19 protein-coding genes are annotated in these 20503 nt (G+C 35.4%); 16 read left to right on the top strand and 3 right to left on the bottom strand.

Annotated elements, in window-relative coordinates:
• On the bottom strand, window positions 1–1453 hold a 1453-nt coding region (gene htpG, locus Q0Y61_RS07035; protein WP_297813539.1), incomplete at its 3' end, for a molecular chaperone HtpG.
• 260 nt (window positions 1454–1713) lie between these two features.
• Here htpG and uvrA point away from each other — a divergent pair.
• Window positions 1714–4572, top strand: a complete 2859-nt coding sequence (uvrA, locus tag Q0Y61_RS07040; RefSeq protein WP_297813542.1) for an excinuclease ABC subunit UvrA — start codon at window positions 1714–1716, stop codon at window positions 4570–4572.
• 18 nt (window positions 4573–4590) lie between these two features.
• On the opposite strand, the gene Q0Y61_RS07045 is transcribed toward uvrA, so the two are convergent.
• The gene (locus Q0Y61_RS07045) at window positions 4591–6540 is read right to left on the bottom strand and encodes a methyl-accepting chemotaxis protein (RefSeq protein ID WP_297813545.1); all 1950 of its coding nucleotides are present in this window, start codon (window positions 6538–6540) and stop codon (window positions 4591–4593) included.
• 188 nt (window positions 6541–6728) lie between these two features.
• On the opposite strand from Q0Y61_RS07045, the gene Q0Y61_RS07050 reads away from it, so the two are divergent.
• From Q0Y61_RS07050 to Q0Y61_RS07075, 6 genes are read left to right on the top strand one after another with little or no spacing between them, the layout of a single operon-like run.
• On the top strand, window positions 6729–6956 hold the full coding sequence (locus Q0Y61_RS07050) for a twin-arginine translocase TatA/TatE family subunit (protein WP_297813602.1): 228 nt from the start codon (window positions 6729–6731) through the stop codon (window positions 6954–6956).
• 3 nt (window positions 6957–6959) lie between these two features.
• Complete coding sequence (gene argS, locus Q0Y61_RS07055) at window positions 6960–8579, top strand: arginine--tRNA ligase (protein ID WP_297813548.1); 1620 nt, start codon at window positions 6960–6962, stop codon at window positions 8577–8579.
• 10 nt (window positions 8580–8589) lie between these two features.
• A complete protein-coding gene (gene fabD / locus Q0Y61_RS07060; RefSeq protein ID WP_297813551.1) occupies window positions 8590–9510 on the top strand; it encodes an ACP S-malonyltransferase in 921 nt (306 codons plus the stop codon).
• A gap of 2 nt (window positions 9511–9512) precedes the next feature.
• On the top strand, window positions 9513–10193 hold the full coding sequence (locus tag Q0Y61_RS07065) for a 5'-methylthioadenosine/adenosylhomocysteine nucleosidase (protein WP_297813555.1): 681 nt from the start codon (window positions 9513–9515) through the stop codon (window positions 10191–10193).
• A 15-nt stretch (window positions 10194–10208) separates the two neighbouring features.
• Entirely contained in the window at window positions 10209–10679 is a 471-nt protein-coding gene (locus tag Q0Y61_RS07070; protein WP_297813558.1) for a histidine phosphatase family protein, read from the top strand.
• An 11-nt stretch (window positions 10680–10690) separates the two neighbouring features.
• Window positions 10691–11203, top strand: coding sequence for a YhcH/YjgK/YiaL family protein (locus tag Q0Y61_RS07075; protein WP_297813561.1), 513 nt, complete (start codon window positions 10691–10693; stop codon window positions 11201–11203).
• 32 nt (window positions 11204–11235) lie between these two features.
• Here the strand turns inward: Q0Y61_RS07075 and Q0Y61_RS07080 are convergent, their stop codons facing one another.
• Window positions 11236–11637, bottom strand: a complete 402-nt coding sequence (locus tag Q0Y61_RS07080) for a Fur family transcriptional regulator (protein WP_297813564.1) — start codon at window positions 11635–11637, stop codon at window positions 11236–11238.
• Between the two features lie 192 nt (window positions 11638–11829).
• On the opposite strand from Q0Y61_RS07080, the gene aspS reads away from it, so the two are divergent.
• The 9 genes from aspS (at window position 11830) to pseH (Q0Y61_RS07125) (ending at window position 20400) form a co-directional block, all read left to right on the top strand.
• The gene (aspS, locus tag Q0Y61_RS07085) at window positions 11830–13581 is read left to right on the top strand and encodes an aspartate--tRNA ligase (protein WP_297813567.1); all 1752 of its coding nucleotides are present in this window, start codon (window positions 11830–11832) and stop codon (window positions 13579–13581) included.
• Window positions 13582–13589: 8 nt separating this feature from the next.
• Window positions 13590–14162 (top strand): adenylate kinase, encoded by a 573-nt coding sequence (locus Q0Y61_RS07090; protein ID WP_297813570.1) that lies wholly within the window; start codon window positions 13590–13592, stop codon window positions 14160–14162.
• A gap of 81 nt (window positions 14163–14243) precedes the next feature.
• Window positions 14244–14762: an inorganic diphosphatase gene (ppa, locus tag Q0Y61_RS07095; RefSeq protein WP_297813573.1), complete on the top strand. Its 519-nt coding sequence runs from the start codon at window positions 14244–14246 to the stop codon at window positions 14760–14762.
• Window positions 14763–14921: 159 nt separating this feature from the next.
• Entirely contained in the window at window positions 14922–15947 is a 1026-nt protein-coding gene (locus Q0Y61_RS07100) for a DctP family TRAP transporter solute-binding subunit (RefSeq protein ID WP_297813576.1), read from the top strand.
• Between the two features lie 46 nt (window positions 15948–15993).
• Complete coding sequence (locus tag Q0Y61_RS07105) at window positions 15994–16596, top strand: TRAP transporter small permease (protein ID WP_297813605.1); 603 nt, start codon at window positions 15994–15996, stop codon at window positions 16594–16596.
• 17 nt (window positions 16597–16613) lie between these two features.
• Window positions 16614–17888: a TRAP transporter large permease subunit gene (locus tag Q0Y61_RS07110; RefSeq protein ID WP_297813579.1), complete on the top strand. Its 1275-nt coding sequence runs from the start codon at window positions 16614–16616 to the stop codon at window positions 17886–17888.
• A gap of 25 nt (window positions 17889–17913) precedes the next feature.
• Window positions 17914–18660: a cytochrome c biogenesis protein CcdA gene (locus Q0Y61_RS07115; protein WP_297813582.1), complete on the top strand. Its 747-nt coding sequence runs from the start codon at window positions 17914–17916 to the stop codon at window positions 18658–18660.
• A 6-nt stretch (window positions 18661–18666) separates the two neighbouring features.
• Window positions 18667–19134, top strand: a complete 468-nt coding sequence (pseH, locus tag Q0Y61_RS07120) for a UDP-4-amino-4,6-dideoxy-N-acetyl-beta-L-altrosamine N-acetyltransferase (protein WP_297813585.1) — start codon at window positions 18667–18669, stop codon at window positions 19132–19134.
• A 114-nt stretch (window positions 19135–19248) separates the two neighbouring features.
• Window positions 19249–20400, top strand: coding sequence for a UDP-4-amino-4,6-dideoxy-N-acetyl-beta-L-altrosamine N-acetyltransferase (gene pseH / locus Q0Y61_RS07125; protein WP_297813588.1), 1152 nt, complete (start codon window positions 19249–19251; stop codon window positions 20398–20400).
• Window positions 20401–20503: the final 103 nt, after the last annotated feature.

The following is a 20503-nucleotide window of genomic DNA, read 5'->3' on the forward strand; positions in this document are numbered from 1 at the left end:
AAGTGATAGAACGCAAAGGTGTTTTGTCATAATCTTGAACCATAGGCATTACGATTCCATCAATCTCTTCGGCAAAGAATAAGACTTCAAACCCTTTTTTATTAAAAGCATCTAAAAGTGGCGAATTTTTAAGTAGTTCCAAATCCTCGCCTTGCAGATAGTAAATAGCTTTCTGTCCCTCTTGCATTCGCTCTTTATAAGTCTTAAATGCTATTTCTTTGCTTTCACTCTTGGTAGTTTGGAATCGCAAAAGCTCTAATAATTTTTCTTTATTCTCAAAATCACTATAAACTCCCTCTTTAATGCAACGTCCAAATTCTTTATAAAACTTGTGGTATTTTTCCTCATCTTTTTGTAAGTTTTCTATCTCATTTAAAATTTTTTTAGTAGAAGCAGATTTGATAGTTGCTAGGATTTTGTTTTGCTGTAAAATCTCACGACTTACATTAAGTGGCAAATCTTCACTATCTATAATTCCACGCACAAATCGTAAGTATGAGGGTAAAAGTTCTTTATCATCGTCTGTAATGAAGACGCGTTTGACATAGAGTTTCACACCACTTTTATAATCAACACGATAAAGGTCAAAAGGCGCAGTTTGTGGGATATAAAAGAGGGTAGTGTATTCTAATGTTCCCTCTACTTTCGTATGAATCCAACTTAATGGGTCGCTAGAATCGTAGCTTAGGTTTTTGTAAAACTCTTTGTATTCTTCTTCTTTCAAATCTTTTTTAGAGATTCTCCAAAGTGCTGATGCTTTGTTAATTTGCTCATTTTTTTCTTCTATAATTTCTTTTTTGTTTTCTCCTTCTCCCTCTGTTTTGGTCTCTGTGAATGTTAAGAAAATAGGAAATGGAATATGATCGGAGTATTTTTTGATAATTTCTTCAATTCTCCAGCGGCTTGTAAATTCTTTTTCTTCTTCTTTAAGATAGAGTTTAATCTCACTTCCTTGTGATTCTTTCTCACATTTTTCAATTTCAAATTCTCCGCTACCATCACTTATCCAAGCATAAGCTTGTGTTTCTCCTGCTTTTTTAGTTGTTACAATAATCTTATTTGCTACCATAAATGCAGAATAGAATCCTACACCAAATTGTCCAATCAGCGCAGAATCTTTTTTCTTATCTCCACTTAGTTTAGAGAGAAAGTTTTTTGTGCCACTTTTGGCGATTGTTCCTAGATTTTCAATCAAATCTTGTTCATTCATTCCGATTCCATTATCGCTGATGGTTAAAAGGTTTTTTTCACTATCAAAGGCAAGGTCAATTTTAGGAGTAAAATCTAATGATTTTAAATTCTCCTCTGTGAGAGTTAAATATTGTAATTTATCCAATGCGTCTGAAGCATTGCTAATTAATTCTCGTAAAAAAATTTCTTTATTGGAGTATAAAGAATGAATCATTAAGTCAAGCAGTTGATTGACTTCAGTTTGAAAAGTGTGTTTTGCCATTATTTATCCTTTCTAATAACTTAAAATTTTGGCAAAATTATAGCAAAAGTTTTAAGAATGTCAATAAACTTTATATTATTATTATCAAGTTTCATTATATTATTTATATAAAGATAATTGTCAAAAGAATGGTTAGTTTGTGTTAAAAATTAAAAGCAATCCCTAAAGATTGCGATGAAATTCTTGTGTATTTTATTTATGCGCTAAATCTTTATGGATTTTGTTATAATTAGCACTTCATTTAAATATAAAGGTTTATTGTGAGTTCAAAAACTAAACAACTGCCAACACCGCTGGACCATATTATTATCACAAATGCAAAAGAGAATAATTTAAAAAACATTAACCTAAGTATTCCCAAAAATAAGCTTGTTGTCCTTACAGGACTTAGTGGAAGTGGTAAAAGCACTTTAGCTTTTGATACGCTTTATGCAGAGGGGCAACGTAGATATATAGAATCTCTCTCAAGCTATGCAAGGCAGTTTTTAGACAAAATTGGTAAGCCAGATGTGGATAAGATAGAGGGGCTTACCCCTGCTATTGCCATAGACCAAAAAACGACTAGCAAGAATCCTCGCTCCACTGTGGGAACAATTACAGAAATTTATGATTATTTTCGTTTGCTTTTTGCACGTATTGGGGTGCAGCATTGTCATCTATGTGGTAAGCCAATTTCTAAAATGAGCGCAAGTGATATTATTGCTGAAGTGCTAAAAATACAAGAAAATACCAAGATTCTAATTCTAGCCCCTATTATCCGAGAGAAGAAGGGAAGCTTTAATGACAAATTAGAATCCTTGCGACAAAAGGGATATATCAGAGCACAGATTAATGGAGTGTTGGTGCGATTAGATGAAGAAATAAGCCTAGCAAAAACAAAAAAACATACGATAAAAGTCGTGATTGACCGTGTAATTGTTAGTATGGCAAACAAAGATAGAATCGCAGAAGATATTGAAAAAGCGTTAAAAGAATCTTATGGTGAGGTAGAAATTGAAATTTTATCAGAGGATAAAGAGAGTAAAACAACTCTAGTGCATTATAGTGAGCATTTAGCTTGTTTTGATTGTAAAGTATCTTTTAGCCCCCTAGAACCTCTTAGCTTTTCTTTTAACTCGCCTAAAGGTGCCTGTCCTAAATGTGATGGGTTAGGTATATGTTACACGATTGATACAAAAAAAGTAATAGATACTAGTTTGCCCTTAAGCGAGGGAGGAATTAAGATTATTTATGGCTTTAATAAAAGCTATTATAATGAGCTATTTCGCGCCTTTGCTTTAGCAAATAATATTAATCCAAAAGCTGCATTTGAGGATTTAAACGAACATAAACAAAAGTTGATTTTATATGGAAGTTGTGAGGAAGTGGAGTTTAGTTGGAAAAACTCTAAACTAAAACGTCCTTGGGCTGGTGTAATTTCTATTGCTTATGATATGTTTAAGGATAATAAAGACTTAAGTGATTATATGAGTGAAAAAACTTGTGAGGCTTGTGGTGGGCATAGGCTTTTGCCGGAATCTTTAGCTGTAAAGGTTGCAAATAAGAGCATAGCAGACCTGTTAGATTTGCCTATTGATGAGTGTTATGGATTCTTTGCAAATCCTGCAAATTTTGCGCATTTGGATTCCCAATGTGCAATAATTGCTGCACCTATTTTAAAAGAGATTTGTGAGAGACTTTATTTCTTATATGATGTAGGGCTTGGATATTTGAGCTTAGGACGTGATGCGCGTAGCATTAGCGGGGGAGAATCGCAACGCATTAGAATTGCTAGTCAAATTGGCAGTGGATTAACTGGTGTAATGTATGTGCTAGATGAGCCAAGCATTGGACTACACGAGAGGGATACATTAAAGCTTATTAGGACTTTGCGGAGTTTGCAACAAAAGGGAAATTCTGTTATTGTCGTAGAACACGATAAAGAAACGATTGAACACGCAGATTTCATTGTAGATATTGGACCGGGTGCAGGTAAATATGGTGGAGAGGTTGTATTTAATGGGAATTTAACACAACTCTTAAAGAGTAAAACACAAACTGCCCAATACTTAAGTGGAACAAAAAAGATAGAATATTTTATTCGAAGAAAGCAAGAGGAGTGGATTGAAATTTTGAATATTAATATTAACAATATCCATAATTTGAATGTTAAGATTCCGTTAAAAAATTTCGTATGTGTAACCGGTGTGAGTGGGAGTGGTAAAAGTTCTCTTGTGTTGCAAACTTTGTTGCCTGTCGCTCAAGAGCTATTAAATAATCGTAAGAAAGTAAAAAAAGTTGATGGCGTAGAGATTATAGGATTAGAAAAATTAGATAAAGTTATTTATTTAGACCAAAGCCCTATTGGGCGCACTCCACGTTCAAATCCTGCAACCTATACGGGAGCAATGGACGAGATTCGGCAACTTTTTGCACAAAGTAAAGAAGCGCAGATTCGTAATTATAATGTAAGTCGCTTTAGCTTTAATGTCAAAGGGGGTAGATGTGAAAAATGTATGGGTGAAGGGGAGATAAAAATAGAAATGCATTTCTTGCCTGATATTTTGGTTAAATGCGATGCATGTGATGGCACGAGGTATAATGCCCAAACCCTAGAAGTAAGTTATAAAGGCAAAAATATAGCGCAAGTGTTAGCACTTAGTGTAGATGAAGCGTGTGAATTTTTTGCCAAGATTCCACGCATTTATCAAAAATTAAAGACTTTGCAAGATGTGGGATTGGGTTATATTACCTTAGGGCAAAATGCAGTAACTTTAAGTGGGGGCGAAGCACAAAGAATTAAGCTTGCAAAGGAGCTAAGCCGTAAAGATACTGGAAAGACACTTTATATCTTAGATGAGCCAACCACAGGCTTACATTTTGCTGATGTGGATAGGCTTGTGCGGGTGCTACATCATTTGACGGATTTAGGGAATAGCGTGATAGTAATAGAGCATAACTTGGATATGATTAAAAATGCGGATTTTATCCTTGATATTGGACCAGAGGGTGGGAGTAATGGAGGAAATATTGTAGATAGTGGTTCGCCCGAACGGATTGCAAGACGTTACAAAAAAACAGCAAGCCATACTGGAAAGTTTTTAGCTAAAGAATTGGGTATGAATGGCGCAAGTGAATAACTTATGCACCTTATTTATCTAAAATTTCTTATTATTTGTTTCATTCAACACTTCAGTTGCTAAACTATCTACGACTTTAGAAATTTCTGCACAAGAGTTAGCGATAGATTCATTTTCTTGTGTAAGTTGCTCTAATTTTTCCACTACTTGACTGATTTGTTCTACGCTTCGTGTTTCTTCTTTAACAAACTCACTCATATCATTAATCCCTTGCACTAGCACATTCACATTGGCTTCAATCTCACTTAAAGATTTCCCTGTTCTTTCTGCTAGTTTTCGGACCTCATCTGCTACAACTGCAAAGCCTCTTCCGTGTTCTCCAGCTCTTGCAGCTTCAATGGCAGCATTAAGGGCTAGAAGATTCGTTTGGTCTGCAATGTCTTTAATCACATTGACGACATTTCTAATATCTTCACTTTGTTGAATAACTTCACTGCTTTTATTTGAAACATTTTGCATAGAATCTGTAATTTCTGTTACCGCAACGCTTGTTTGTTCTAAGGATTGTGCTTGAGCGTGGGAGGAGGCTTGTAAATTCGATACACGTTCTTGTAAGGTGCTAGAGTGTTCTTTAAGAGTTTGAGCAATTCCACTAGAGTGTTTGAGCATTTTTGCAATATAACGTCCCAAGTCATTAATATTTTCTACAACACGAAGCAATGCTCCTTTACTATCGTTAGTTTCTGCAATATGGGTAAAATCATCATCTTTATAAGATTCCAATGTTTTTTGAATGGTTTCAAAGTTTTGGTTTAAGTCTTTTAGAGTTTGATTGAGGTAGAGTTTGATGTTGTTGAGCTGTGCATTGTTAGATTCAGTCTCTATGAAGTGTCTAAAGTTTCCATCTTTAGCATATTCGAGTGATTTCAATGTTTCTTGGACACAGGCACGTTCTTTTTCTAGGCTTGTTTGAATTTCTTTAATATTTGCATTAATTGTTCTTGCCATTTGTCCTAGTTCATCGTGAGTGTTAATTTGCAATAATTTGACACTAGTCGTTTTGAGGTGTAAATAATCAAAAAAATCTAAAATTCCTTTACGCAAAGTTCCAATAGGCTTAAGAACCTTTCTTGTAAAAAGATTAATTAGCACAATTAATGCAATAGCAAATACTATTAAAGAAATGGCTAAAAAAGTAGCATTTTTATAAACAGATTGATACAAGATATTTTCATCTCCTACTAAGCATACATTCCAGGCGGTTAGTGTATTAGAAGAGCAAATACCAAATTTTTGTTTATTGTCTTGATGAAAGAAAATGAATTTGTTTGCATTATTTTTTGATTTTTCTACTAATAGCTTGGAGGTTTCGCTTTGATTGAGAATCTCATTGGTGTTTTGCGAAAGAATGATTTTCCCGCTTGGGTCTGTTGCAAAGATTGTGAAGTTTTCTCCTTTCTGTAGGGATTCTAAATAGTCATTAAGGGGTTTTAACGCGATATCGCCACTTACCACACCATAAAAAGAACCTTCTTGATGCAATGGCACACCAAACCCAAATACAGGGAGCTTTTTGCTTGCTTGCAACCAAGCGTTATTTAAGATAATAGATTGGTTGTGTGCTTTTGTATCGTAATACCAACTGCGTTTGCGTGGGTCATAACCACTTGCTGGAAACACGTGATTTCCATTGCTTCGTAACATTCTACCATTTTCTTCTATGCCAAAATATACGAGATTGAATCCCCCTGTTTTTTCAACTAATTCTAAACTTTTAGCAATGGCTTGCTCATTGTTTAAATTATCTGCAATGTCGTCTTTAAGCCGGTTAATAGCTATTTGTTTTTCAGTAATATATGAAGCCAGTAGAAGTTGGATAGAGTTTAATTTGCCTTGATAGCTTTTTTCTTCAGTTTGTAGTGTGCTGGTTTTTGTTGTTTGATATTGTAAGACCCCAAAAATCAAAAACCCAATCACAGCAGTCAGTGTAATACTTAAAGTTACTTTTAGACCTAAAGTCAGCCTCATTTTCCAAAAACCCTCTCTTTCTCTAAATTTTAAGTAAAAATTATAATACAACAATATTAAATTGCTGTTAATCTAAAAAGATTCATTAATTTGCTTCAAATGCAATCATAAAGTTAAATTTTGTAGTTTTGTAGTTGCAAGAGGAATTATGTTATAATCTATAAAATTTCATAGATGAAAAGGATTTAATAATGATGCCAAGCGTTCAACAATTACTGATTGTGTTATTAATTATTGTTGTGTTATTTGGGGCAAAAAAGATTCCAGATTTGGCTAAAGGGCTAGGTTCAGGAATTAAAAACTTCAAAAAAGCAGTTAAAGAAGATGAGGAGGAGACTGCGATACAAAATGCCAAAATAGAGCAGGACAACAAAGAATCTGTTACAAAGACTACGAGTGAAACAACAAAAGCATAACAAATGACTCAAACCATCAAGCAGATTATAGATAAAACATTGGGTATATCTATTATTTTAGAAAAGCCACGTGATAAGAAATTTGGTCATTTTGCTTTGCCAACCTTTGGTTTTGCTAAGACTTTGCGTAAAAATCCACAAGTGATTGCGCAAGAATTTGCACAAAAGTTAGAATCTTTATCACAAATTGCGAGTGTAAATGTGGTGAATGGATATGTAAATTTTAGTTTGAGTGATAAATTTTTATCTGAATGTGCTTGGAAATTTTTACAACAAGATTCCACAAATGCTGAATCTCAAGCAAACTCTCAAAATACTAAAGAACATATTTTGCTAGAATATGTGAGCGCTAATCCAACAGGTCCTTTGCACATTGGACACGCACGTGGGGCAGTCTTTGGTGATAGTTTGGCGCGTATTGGTAGGTTTTTAGGTTTTTGTATCACGACAGAATATTATATTAATGATGCAGGAGTGCAGATAGAAAATTTAGGTAAATCCATTTATTATGCTGGAAAACATTTATTTTTTGACGCACCTTACGAACTTCCACAAGATTGTTATAAGGGTGAATATGTGTTAGATTTAGCACAAGCTGCAAAGGATTCCTTGGGGTTGGCAATTTTTGAAAATCCATCTAATATCATAACATTAAGTAATTTTGGTAAAGAGCAAATGCTAGAGGAGATTAAGGCGAATTTGGCGCAAGTTGGCATTGTATTTGATAATTATGTCAGCGAAAAAGAGCTTTTTAAGCATTGGGATTCCACCTTAGAATCACTCAAATCGCATTGTGGTGTTTATGAGCAAGGGGGAAAGCTATGGTTAAAGTCTAGTGAATATGGTGATGAGAAAGACCGCGTGATTGTGCGTGAGAATGGAGAACCAACTTATCTTGCTGGGGATATTATCTATCACAATGATAAATTGAATCGTTCTTTTGGGCGGTATATTAATATTTGGGGTGCAGACCATCACGGCTATATTGCGCGGATTAAAGCCGCCATTACCTTTTTAGGCTATGATAGTAGTAAGCTTGAAGTGCTATTATCTCAAATGGTTGCTTTGCTTAAAGGAGGCGAGGCTTACAAAATGAGTAAGCGTGCAGGTAATTTCATCTTGATGAAAGACATTATAGAAGAAGTAGGTGCAGACGCATTGCGTTTGATTTTTTTAAGCAAAAAAGCAGATACGCATTTAGAATTTGATATAGAAGAATTAAAAAAACAAGATGCAAGTAATCCTGTGTATTACATTAATTATGCGCACGCAAGGATTCATACTCTTTTTGCAAAATCTAATTTTAGTATAAAAGATTTTGAAAATTTGAATCAAGAGCAGTATGTAGAATCTTTAGAACAAATGGAAGAAAGTTTGCGTGATTTATTGGTATTATCACTCGGGTTAGATAAAGTCTTAGTAGATGCCTTTATGCAACGTTCTCCTAATAAGGTGGTAGATTTTTTAAAGATACTCGCAGGAGAATTTCACCGATTTTATAATGAAACAAAAATTTTAAATACCGACAAAGAAGAGCAGATTCTAAAGGTGCTGATAGTGGTTGTAAAGTCTTTAAATTTAGGGCTTGCATTACTTGGCATTACCGCTAAAAAAAGTATGTAAAGGAGCAATTTTGAGTATAGCAGTGATTTTTCCAGGTCAAGGAAGTCAAAGTATTGGAATGGGTAAAGATTTATTTGAAAATAGTGCAGAAGTGAGGGCATATTTTGAACAAGCAAGTGATATTTTAAAAGAAGATATGGCAAAACTATGCTTTGAAGAGAACAAAAAGTTAAATTTGACACAATATACTCAACCTGCAATTTTGTTGGTAAGTTATAGCGTTTTTTCACTTATTTCATTAAAAATAAAAAATAAAATTTCCTTTGGTTTGGGACATTCTTTAGGAGAATTTAGCGCACTTTGTGCAAGTGGGGCTTTAAGTTTTGAGCAAGCTATTTCGTTGGTTAGCAAACGCGGATATTTGATGGAGGAATCTTGCAAGTCTAAAGCCGCAGGAATGATGGTTGTGCTTGGGTTAGAAGATGAAATCTTAGAGGAATTTTGTGCTAAAAAACGCAATAGAGGACTTAAGGTTTGGTGTGCGAATTATAATGGTGATGGGCAAATGGTGCTTGCAGGTAGTAGAGAGGATTTATCTACATTAGAAGTAGAAATTAAAGGGCTTGGGGCAAAACGGGCTTTAATGCTTCCAATGTCTGTGGCAAGCCATTGCCCAATTTTAGAGGGAATGTGTGCGGATTTTAAGGTTTTGTTAGAAGAATCGCTTAGAGATTCTTTTGAGTTTCCAATTATTTCAAATGTGAATGCAAAGCCTTATAAGAATAAACTAGAGGCATTGAATCTCCTTTCTGCGCAATTAGTTTCACCTGTGCTTTATAAGCAATCCATTAAAGAAAATGACGCAAAAATTGAAAGTTTTGTAGAGTGTGGCGGTAATGTCTTGAAAGGTTTAAATAAGAGATTAAGTCAAAAAGAAACTCTTTCTTTGCAAAATTATGCAGAGATTCAAGATTTTTTACAAAAGGATTAGTAATGATAGTGGGTGTTATGGGTGCGCTAGGAGAGGAGATTGCACCTCTTTTAGCGCATTATAAAGATTATGAGATTGTTGAGTTTGGAGGAAATACTTTTTATAAAGTGAAGTTGGCAAATAAAATTGTAATGATTGCTAAAAGTCGTATTGGTAAGGTGCATTCTGCTTTGACCGCTAGTAGTATGATTTTGCATTTTGGTTGTGAAAAAATAATTTTTAATGGAATCGCAGGTGCAATTAATCCTGCCTATAAGGTTGGGGATTTACTTTTTGCCAAAGAGCTATGTCAGCACGATGTCAATTTAACGATTTTTGGTTATTCTTATGGATTCATTCCAGAGAGTGAGATATTTGCTAAGAGTGATTCTGCACTTAATGAGATTGCAAAACAGGTTGCAAGCGAGCTTGGATTCCATATTTACGAGGGGATTATTGCTTCTGGAGACCAGTTTATTAATCAAAAGGATAAGAAGCAATGGATAAGAGAAACCTTTAAAGCAGATGCAGTGGAAATGGAAGGGGCTAGCGTGGCTGTGGTGTGTGAGAATCTAAATGTGCCTTTTTGTGTGATTAGAACTATATCAGATAGTGTCAATGACGAGGATTTAGAGGAATATAATGAAGAAGAAAGTGGCAAGAGAAATGTTGCGTTTATCATCAAGATGATAGAAAAAATCTAAAAGAGGAGGTTTAAGATGAGATTAATTTTAGTGCGACACGCAAAAGCAGAGGATAGAGAAAAGTGGATTAGCGAAGACGATTTGAAACGACCTTTGACTAAAAAAGGAGTTAAACAAGCAAAAAAGATTGCAAAATACATTGGAAAAAAATATCCTGATGTAGATGCAATTATTTCATCACTTGCTTTGAGGGCGTGTGATACGGCTAAATATATTGCCAAAAAGCAGTCCCATAGCACATTTTTTTTGAATCCAAGCATTAACCCAGACGAAGGATTAGAGGGATTTTTGGGACATAAAGATGAAATTGAAGAGGATTGGCAAACACTTGTCGTTGTTGGGCACGAGCCGAGCATTAGTGAGTTTGTGCGATTTATTTGTGCAAAGGGAACTTTAAATTTACACGTGGGCAAAGGTTGTGTGGTGGAGCTAGAGAGAGAAAGCGAGGAAGAGGATTGGTTGCTTGTAGGTTTGCGTAATTTCTAAGGGGATTTCTGATGTTTTTGGGTTATTTGCCAGATATTGCAAGTAAATTTAAAAAAAATGAGGTATTAGGAAAAGTTTTTGGTTATCTTTTTGACGCATTAGATGAAGAGAGTGAAGTGCATAAGCGTATTATTTCTTTAAAGGCTCAAGAAGAGTTCATTGTGCATTTTGAAGGTGGCGCAAGAGCAATTGAACAAGCCTATTGGACAAAAACTCCTAAGGAAGCCTTTTACGAAAGTCATAGTGAAATGGTAGATTTTCAAATGGTTGTTTGTGGCAAGGAGATTTTTTTTGTTGCTCCAAAAAGCCTATGTGAAGTTAAAAACCCTTTAGATTCTACAAAAGATTTGATAGAATATTATCCTAGCACCTTTCTTTCAAGCATTCAGCTCTTTGTAGGGAATCTCGCAGTTTTTGAGGATATAGATGTCCATGCAGGTGGAATTTCTGTAAATGTGGAATCTACACTAGTGCAAAAAGTTGTGGTAAAAATCCCCAAGCAATTTGTAAAATTAAATTTTTAAATGCTTGGTGTTTTAGAAAATGAACCTCTACTTTATTGGCATTGTTCGCAAATTCCAATTAACACAATGGAGGCTTCTTTAATTTTATAGGACGAAGTATTAGCGCAAGCATCTTTAAGTGCTTGTATAGGAGTCTCGAGCTCCATATCTGTAATACTTCCGCATTTTTCGCAAACAAGATGAATATGTGGATTTTTTGTTAGTTCATAACGCTGTTTTTGATTGGGGAATTTGACTTCATCAACGATTCTAGCTTCTTGCATAGAAGCAAGATTCTTATAGATAGTTGCAAGAGACATAGAAGGATTACTTTCTTTTATATTTTCATAAATTTCTTCAATGCTAATATGTCCAAATTTTTGAATTTCTTTTAAAATTGCTAGACGTTGGGGAGTGATTTTTAAATGATTATCTTTCAACATTTTTTCAAACATTTTAAATTTCCTAATATTCTACGGCTAAAATTATCGTTTTTGAAATCAAGCATTTTACTAAAAATTATTTTTATTATCAATATATAAAAGAATTGAAGTGATAAGTTATATTTTGATGGCAAATTAATTTTGCCTTTTATTATTTTTTGCTACAATCAAAGATTATTTTGTAGATTTTTAGGAGTGATAAACGTGAGAAGCCATTATTGTGCAGATTTGAGTGAGCAAAATATTGGGGAAGTGGTGAGTTTGTGTGGTTGGTGCAATACTTATCGCGACCATGGTGGAATCGTTTTTATTGATTTGCGTGATAGAAGTGGGCTTGTGCAACTTGTATTTGACCCAAAAGATAGTGGTGAAGCGCATAAAATCGCAAGCGAAGTGCGTGATGAGTATGTTTTGATTGCAAAAGGAAAAGTGCGCTCACGAGGTAAAGGATTAGAGAATCCCAAGCTAAAAACAGGTAAAATTGAGGTATTGGTAGAATCTTTAAAGATTGAAAACAAAAGCTTAACACCACCTATTGCTGTGGGCGATGAAAACGTAGGAGAAGATGTGCGCTTAAAATATCGTTATTTAGATTTGCGCAATCCACGTTTGCAAGAAATTTTTATCACACGAAGTAAAGTGACACAAGCTACGCGTAATGCACTTTGTAATTTAGGATTCTTAGAAGTTGAAACGCCAATTTTGACTAAAGCAACTCCAGAGGGTGCGCGAGATTATCTTGTGCCAAGCCGTGTGCATCACGGAGAGTTTTATGCTTTGCCTCAAAGCCCTCAATTATTCAAGCAGTTATTGATGGTTAGTGGGTTTGATAGGTATTTTCAAATTGCAAAATGCTTTAGAGATGAAGATTTGAGACTTGATAGGCAGCCAGAATTTACACAAATTGATGTGGAGATGAGTTTTTGCACACAAGAAGAAGTCATGGCAGTTGCAGAAGCAACGCTTAAAGCAATTTTTGGAGCTTGTGGAATTGCTATTGAGACACCCTTTAAGCATTACACTTATCAAGAAGTAATGGAGACTTATGGGAGTGATAAACCAGACTTGCGCTTTGGGTTACCATTAATAGAAGTAGCGGATTTGTTTGAAGAATCTAATAATGAAATCTTTGCAAAGATTGCTAAAGATTCTAAAAACAATCGTATTAAGGCACTTTGTATCTCAAAAGGCGATACTTTTTTCACTCGTAAAACTTTGGGGGAATCAGAAGAATTTGTCCGAAAATTTGGGGCAAAAGGTTTAGCATATCTTCAAATAAAAGAGGAAGGGGCTAAAGGACCTCTTGTGAAATTTTTAAGTGAAGCAAATTTAAAAACTCTAATTCAACGCGTGGGAGCAAAAGTGGGGGATATTGTGTTTTTTGGAGCAGGGGCAAAAAAAATCGTATGGGATTATATGGGGCGTTTGCGTCAAAAAATTGCACAAGAGATGGGACTCATTGATGAAAAGATTTATAAATTTTTGTGGGTTGTGGATTTTCCGATGTTTGAGCGCAATGAAGAGGGTGGTATTTCCGCCTTGCATCACCCCTTTACAATGCCAAAGAATTTAGAGATAGAAGACATTGAGGAGATTAACTCTGTTGCTTATGATGTTGTGCTAAATGGTTTTGAAATTGGTGGCGGAAGCATTAGGATTCATAAAAAGGAAATTCAAAGTCGCGTATTTAGTTTGCTTGGCATCAGCGAAGAAGAAGCAAAAAACAAATTTAGTTTCTTGCTAGATGCTTTACAATTTGGTGCGCCACCTCACGGCGGAATTGCATTAGGTTTAGACCGCATAATTATGTTATTATGTAAGGCAAATTCTATTCGTGATGTGATTGCATTCCCTAAAACACAAAAGGCAACTTGCCCACTCACAGATGCACCAAGTGTAGCAAATGAAGAGCAATTAAGAGAATTGCATATTAGAGTAAGAGAAACTAAACGATAAGGAGAGAAATGAAAAAGTTATTTTTAGTGATTGGAGCACCTGGAAGCGGTAAAACAACTGATGCAGAGGTAATTAGCAAAAATAATAGTGAAAGGATTGTGCATTATTCCACAGGAGAATTGTTGCGTGCTGAAGTAGCAAGTGGAAGTGAGCTTGGGAAGTTGATTGATAGTTATACAAGCAAGGGAAATCTTGTGCCGCTTGAAATTGTTGTTAAAACTATTGTAGATGCAATTTCAAATGCAATAAAGGATATTGTATTAATTGATGGTTATCCACGTAGTGTAGAACAAATGGTAGAGTTGGATAAAATTTTAAGTAACACAAAAGAAATTGAATTGAAAAGTGTCATTGAAGTAGAAGTGAGCGAAAAAACTGCTTGCGATAGAGTGCTTGGACGCGCAAGAGGAGCGGACGATAATGTAGAGGTGTTTAACAATCGTATGAAAGTATATCAAGCACCTTTAAAAGAGATTCAAGATTTTTATAGTAAAAAAGGTGTGTTGAGAAAAATCAATGGTGAGCGCACGATTGAGGAAATTGTTGCGGAAATGGAAATCTTTATTAAGTCTCAAGCCTAAAACAAATAATACAAGAATCTAACAAGGGTAAGTTTATGTTTAGCGTATCTGATGAAAGATTCTATTCTATAAAGGGATAAAATGAATGTATCAAAGATTAATGTAGGAGAGAATCCTAATAAACTAAATGTTGTGATTGAGATTCCTTATGGGTCTAATATTAAATATGAAATTGATAAGGAATCCGGCGCGGTTGTCGTAGATAGAGTGATGTATAGTGCAATGTTTTACCCTGCAAATTATGGTTTTGTGCCAAACACTTTAAGTGATGATGGAGACCCAGCAGATGTATTGGTGATAAATGAGTATCCATTGCAAGCAGGTAGTGTGATTAAGGCACGTTTGATTGGTGTGCTAATTATGGAAGATGAAAGTGGAATGGACGAGAAGCTCATTGCAGTGCCAATCAGTAAGATAGACCCACGTTATGACAGAATCCAAAGTTTAGACGATTTGCCACAAATTACATTAGACCGCATTAAAAATTTCTTTGAAACCTACAAAACTTTAGAGCCAAACAAATGGGTAAAAGTCAAAGAATACAAGGATTTAAATACAGCCAAAGAAATTTTAGACAAAGCAATTAAGAATTATAAATAAGTTTTTAGTTGTTTCAAAAAGTAATCTTTGGCTTAGAATCTTGCGCGATTCTACTTTGAAGATGCCAAAGCTTTTTGATTTATAATTTCTTTTAAAAAACTTTTGTAAAATAAATTTCGCAAATTAATTGCGTATATATCTGTAAATAGGAGAGAATAAATGAAAAAGATTCTTTTAGCTTCAGTTTTAGCTGTGTTTGGGCTGATGGGTTGTGGAGGAGAGGATAAAAATGCCAATGCTACGGCTAAAGAGGATTCCAATAAAGTATATGAAGTGAAATTCGCACACGTTGTGAGTGCAAATACCCCCAAAGGCAAAGCAGCAGATTTTTTTGCTAAAAGAGTAGAGGAGCTAACAGAAGGAAAAATTAAAGTGCATGTGTTTCCTTCGGCGCAGTTAGTAGATGATGATAAAGTATTCCAAGAGTTAAAACGTAATAATGTGCAGCTTGCAGCACCTAGTTTTTCAAAATTTACCCCTTTTGCAAAAGAGTTTAACCTTTGGGACGTCCCTTTTATATTTCGTGATACCGACCATTTGCATAAGGTAATGGACGGAGAAGTAGGAAAAATCTTAAAAGATGTAATTTCAAGTAAAGGTTATATTGCATTAGATTATTGGGACGCGGGATTTAAGCAGTTTAGCACCAATAAAAAGCCAATCATACAGCCAAGTGATGCAGAAGGACAAAAAATGAGAATTATGAGTTCTAAAGTGTTAGAAGAACAGACAAAAGCCATCAAGGCGATTCCTCAAGTTTTACCCTTTGGTGAAGTGTATTCTGCTTTGCAAACTGGTGTAGTAGATGCGGCAGAAAATCCACTCTCTAATCTCTATAATTCTAAATTCTATGAAGTTCAAAACTCTATTACGATTTCTAATCACGGGTATTTAGGATATTTAGTCGTTGCAAGTGAGAAGTTTTGGAATGAATTGCCCAAAGACTTGCAAGATAAATTTATGACTGCAATGCGTGAAGCAACTATTTTTGAAAGAGAGGAAAGTGCGAAGGAAGAGCAAATGCTCCTTAATAAATTAAAAGCTGATGATAAAACAAACACAACTATTTATGAGCTAGATGATAATCAAAAGAAGCAATGGCAAGATGTGATGATAGCCATTTATCCTAAGTTTTATAATCTAGTGGGTAAGGATTTGATTGAGAAAACACTTAACACAAAATAAGAAATTATTATTTTAAAAGGGTGTTATTGTGCGTAATTTATTATTGATGATTCAAAAACCTTTTTTATGGGCTCATAAAGATCCTAATGTTAATAAACTATTTGCAATCTTAGATAAAATCATTGCAGGAATCAATAAAAATGTTGCGGTTATTGGAATGGCACTTGGAATCATCATTACTGCGATGAATGTGAGCGTGCGCTATATTGCGGGATTCTATCCCGAGATTGGCTCTTTGACTTGGGCAGAAGAAGTGGCGCGTTATTGCTTTTTGTGGTCAGCATTTTTTGGTGCAGCGTATGGCTTTAGAAAAGGGGTGCATATTGCAGTAACTATGTTAGTTGAGAAATTTTCACCTGCCCTTGCAAAAGCCTGTGTGCTTGCAACTCATATTTTAAATTCCGTGTTTCTAGGCTTTATGTTTTATGCAAGTTTAATGGTTTGCTATTTAAATTATGAAATTGGTTATATGAGTGAGGCATTGCACGAAGTGCCTTTGTGGGTGTTTTTACTCTGTCTGCCTCTCGCATTTTTGGGAGCAACTTATCGTTCTATTGAAAAAATCTATGAAGTCTCTTGGACGGACGCGGATAAAGTCGTTAAAAATGCAGAGGAAGAGATGATTCACGATTCCGTGATTAAAGATTAGTAAAGTTTGGAGAATTAATGAGCGTTGCCTTTTTACTAATTGTATTGTTTGGTTTATTATTGGTGGGTGTTCCTGTCGCTGTGTCTTTAGGGGTAAGCGCGGTTTTGACTATGCTACTCTTTAGCTCTTATGATATTATGGGTGTGCCTGAAATTATGCTTAACGGCTTAAAACCTGCACTAATGGCAATTCCAATGTTTATTTTGGCGGGTTCTCTAATGAGCAAAGGTAGCTCTGCGCAAAGAATCGTAGATTTTGCGCGAAGTATTGTTGGACATTTGCCTGGCGGTCTTCCAATGAGTGCAATTTTGGCTTGTATTATCTTTGCTGCAGTGAGTGGAAGTTCTCCTGCTACGGTTGTTGCAATTGGCTCTGTAATGTTCGTTGCCTTAAATCAGGCAGGTTATCCTAAGAGTTATTCTGTGGGAGCCATTACTTCTGCAGGGAGTTTAGGGATTCTGATTCCACCTTCTGTGGTGATGATTGTCTATGGGGTTACCGCAGAGGTTTCTATTGAAAAACTCTTTATGGCAGGGGTTGTCCCAGGTGTGATGATTGGCGCTATGATGATGGTCTATGCGTATTTTGGTGCGAAAAGATTAGGGTTTAGTGCCACAGAGCCTGCGAACTTTGCAGAACGTTGGGCTAAGTTTAAAGAAGCATTTTGGGCATTGTTGATTGTCTTTGTAGTGATTGGTGGAATCTACGCAGGATTATTTACAGCCACAGAGGCAGCAGGTATTAGCGCAGTGTATGCGTTTATTGTATCCATTTTTGTATATAGAGACATTAGAATTAAAGACCTTTATAGAGTGCTTTTAGATGCGGCAATTACCACTGCAATGATTTTTTTTATCATTGGTTTTGCTGTTGTATTTGCCCATTTTTTGACCAGTGAGCGCATACCACATTTAATTGCTGAATATCTCGTGAATATGAATATGAGTTGGTGGCTCTTTTTGATTTTGGTCAATATTGCACTTTTTGTGATGGGGCAATTTATGGAACCTAGTTCAGTTGTAATGATTATGACGCCTTTGTTATTACCGATTGCTTTGCAATTAGGCATTGACCCAATTCACTTTGGAATTGCGATGATTGTTAATATGGAATTAGGTATGCTCACACCGCCAGTAGGCTTGAATCTTTTTGTGGCAAGTTCCCTTACAGGTTTAAGCCTAAAAGATGTTACACTTTCTGTGATTCCTTGGCTTTGCGTTTTACTCTTGGGGCTTGGGCTTGTTACTTATGTTCCAGCCATTTCGCTTTGGCTGCCAAATTTACTGAACTAAAATTGGCTTTTAGCAGGGCTTGAGAGTGGAAGAAGCACTACTAGCGTTGTTTGAAAAAGCCCCACATTTAATTAGTCTCGTAGCTGGTATTTTGACTTTCATTAGTCCTTGCATTTTGCCTCTGATTCCTGCTTATTTCTCGTATATTTCTGAAATTTCACTACAAGAGATGAAAGATTCTAAAAGTTTGGATTTAAAGAAGCGATTTAGAATCTTAAGAAGTGCGATATTTTTTGTTTTGGGATTAGGCATTGTCTTTGTATTGGTTGGAGCAGTGGCTGCTAGAATCTTACAAGGAGGGATTCTTTTAAGCCCGATTTTGCGCTATTTTGCTGGTGGTATTTTGATTCTTTTTGGCTTACATACTTTAGGGATTTTTCGGATTCCATTTTTAAATTACACAAAAAGCTTCTACACAGAATATACTTTTTCTTTTTTAAAAGATTTTTTCACTCCGTTTTTGCTTGGTGTCAGCTTTGCATTGGGTTGGACACCTTGTGTTGGTCCAATTTTGGCAAGCATTATTGCCCTTGCAAGTTTGGAAAGGCAAAGTGGAATCGCATTACTTGTAATTTATACTCTTGGGCTTTCGCTTCCTTTCTTGTTTTGCGCAATCCTAATCGGCTATGCTTTTAATTTTTTAGCGTGGATTAAAGCTTATTTCTTATGGATTGAGCGGTGTGCTGGTATATTATTGATAGGGATTGGAATCCTTGTTGCAAGTGGAGGAATGAGTGTATTGTCCGCTTATTTTGTGGGAATTTTGGGTTAGAATTCTATGATACAATTAAAAAATTTTGTTGATTTAAACGAGATAGAAAAAGTTTTGGTATTTGGTTGGCGCAATCATTTGAAAATTGCTCCTTTGATGAAAACACAAACAATTCCTTTAAAAAGTCATTTAGATTTTATAGAATCTTTGAAAAATGATTCCACGAAGCAGTATTTTTTGGTATTTGAGAATAGGGAGATTTTGGGAGTAGTTTGTTTTATAGATATAAAGTTTGGTGTGTCTTGTGAGTTTGGAATTTATCAGAATCCTGATTTGCAAGGAAAGGGAACAACATTGATGAAAGCTATGTTAGAATACGCTTTTGATGTTTTAAAAGTCGCAACGCTTTATGCTTGTGCTTTTAATTCTAATGTAAAAGCTATTGCGCTTTATGAAAAGTTTGGCTTTCATCTAAGTAAAAAGGACGAAATGATGAGTTACTTTACACTCTTACGTGCGGGGGGGGGGGGATAATCACTTAGTTGCATATTTTTGGAATCTCAAAAGTTGTGGAATCCACGATGCTAACTTTTATCCTACTTTCAAATTTTTAAATACACCAAGTTTTCTTTTGCATAGGAGGGGCTTATGCAAAGTAAGCTAAAAGTGGCGATTCTCACTTCACCAAACCAATGGTTTATCCCTTATGCAAAGGAGTTAGAGAGCAAGATTCCTAATGCAAAGCTGTATCTCTCCCATAAGGACTTAAAGGAATCTTATGGAATCGTTTTTATCCTCTCTTATCACCAATTAATTGAGCAAGAATTTTTAGATTTGCACGAATATAATCTTGTTATTCACGCGTCTGCATTGCCTAAGGGTAAGGGTTGGTCGCCCCTTTTTTGGCAGGTGCTAGAGGGCAAGGATTCCATTGTTTTTACGCTTTTTAATGCAGATGCAAAGGCGGATAATGGTGCAATTTATTTGCAAGAGACTTTGCATTTAAGCGGATTGGAGCTTTATGAGGAGCTAAGGGAGAAACAAGCAAAAATGTGTCAAAAGCTATGTTTGGAGTTTTTGGAAAAATTCCCTACTTTAAGTCCAAAGGCACAGAGCGGAGCGGAGAGCTTTTATCCCAAGCGCACACCTAAAGATAGTCAAATGGATATTACAAAAAGTTTGGAATCGCAATTTAATCTTTTGAGGATTGTAAGCAATGAGGAGTTCCCAGCGTTTTTCATCAAAGATGGCAAGAAATTTGTGCTAAAAATCTATGCCTATGATTCTTGGCGGCGGGGGGGGGGGGATAATTTAGAGATTCTTTGCTTGGAGCTAGAGGATTATGTTGTTTTAGGTGATTTGGAGAAGAAAGAAGTTTTGCAATGGCGCAACCACCCTGATGTCGCTAAAAATCTCTACAATCAAAATAAAATTTCACTTGCAGAACATTTTGCTTTTATAGAATCCTTAAAGCAGAATCCTAAGAAACGATATTTTATTCTGCGATTCTGTGGAGTTGGATTAGGGAGCATTAACTTTAGCAAGAAAAATAGTGAGGAGGCAGAGTTTGGATTCTTTAGTAATCCTTGCTTGGGCATTAGTGGAATCGGGCGCATATTAGAGCAAGTAAGTTTGCTTTTTGGTTTTGATATTTTAGGGGCTAGGCGGTTAAGTTTAGAAGTGTTTGAGAGTAACAAACAAGTCGTGAATTTACATAGAAAATTTGGCTTTCAAATCATTGGTAGGAAGAAAGTTAATGGAGAGAATGTGCTAAAAATGTTGCAAACACAAGGAGTTTAGCAATGTTGTTTTTGATTATTTAATACACGCTTTTAAGGCAATAGTTTTGTTTATGCTTATGTTTTGCCTAAGATTTATTCTGCAAGTGGTAGTTTGTAAGTCT

The sequence above is a fragment of the uncultured Helicobacter sp. genome, from assembly GCF_947367035.1.
GTDB lineage: Bacteria > Campylobacterota > Campylobacteria > Campylobacterales > Helicobacteraceae > Helicobacter_D.

Bases quoted from the DNA above. Each gene is read 5' to 3' on its own strand.
- pseH (WP_297813585.1), top strand. From the start codon at position 18,667: ATGATACAATTAAAAAATTTTGTTGATTTAAACGAGATAGAAAAAGTT.
- Q0Y61_RS07070 (WP_297813558.1), top strand. From the start codon at position 10,209: ATGAGATTAATTTTAGTGCGACACGCAAAAGCAGAGGATAGAGAAAAG.
- Q0Y61_RS07080 (WP_297813564.1), bottom strand. From the start codon at position 11,637: ATGTTTGAAAAAATGTTGAAAGATAATCATTTAAAAATCACTCCCCAA.
- pseH (WP_297813588.1), top strand. From the start codon at position 19,249: ATGCAAAGTAAGCTAAAAGTGGCGATTCTCACTTCACCAAACCAATGG.
- Q0Y61_RS07100 (WP_297813576.1), top strand. From the start codon at position 14,922: ATGAAAAAGATTCTTTTAGCTTCAGTTTTAGCTGTGTTTGGGCTGATG.
- Q0Y61_RS07105 (WP_297813605.1), top strand. From the start codon at position 15,994: ATGATTCAAAAACCTTTTTTATGGGCTCATAAAGATCCTAATGTTAAT.
- Q0Y61_RS07045 (WP_297813545.1), bottom strand. From the start codon at position 6,540: ATGAGGCTGACTTTAGGTCTAAAAGTAACTTTAAGTATTACACTGACT.
- Q0Y61_RS07065 (WP_297813555.1), top strand. From the start codon at position 9,513: ATGATAGTGGGTGTTATGGGTGCGCTAGGAGAGGAGATTGCACCTCTT.
- ppa (WP_297813573.1), top strand. From the start codon at position 14,244: ATGAATGTATCAAAGATTAATGTAGGAGAGAATCCTAATAAACTAAAT.
- Q0Y61_RS07090 (WP_297813570.1), top strand. From the start codon at position 13,590: ATGAAAAAGTTATTTTTAGTGATTGGAGCACCTGGAAGCGGTAAAACA.
- argS (WP_297813548.1), top strand. From the start codon at position 6,960: ATGACTCAAACCATCAAGCAGATTATAGATAAAACATTGGGTATATCT.
- Q0Y61_RS07110 (WP_297813579.1), top strand. From the start codon at position 16,614: ATGAGCGTTGCCTTTTTACTAATTGTATTGTTTGGTTTATTATTGGTG.
- Q0Y61_RS07075 (WP_297813561.1), top strand. From the start codon at position 10,691: ATGTTTTTGGGTTATTTGCCAGATATTGCAAGTAAATTTAAAAAAAAT.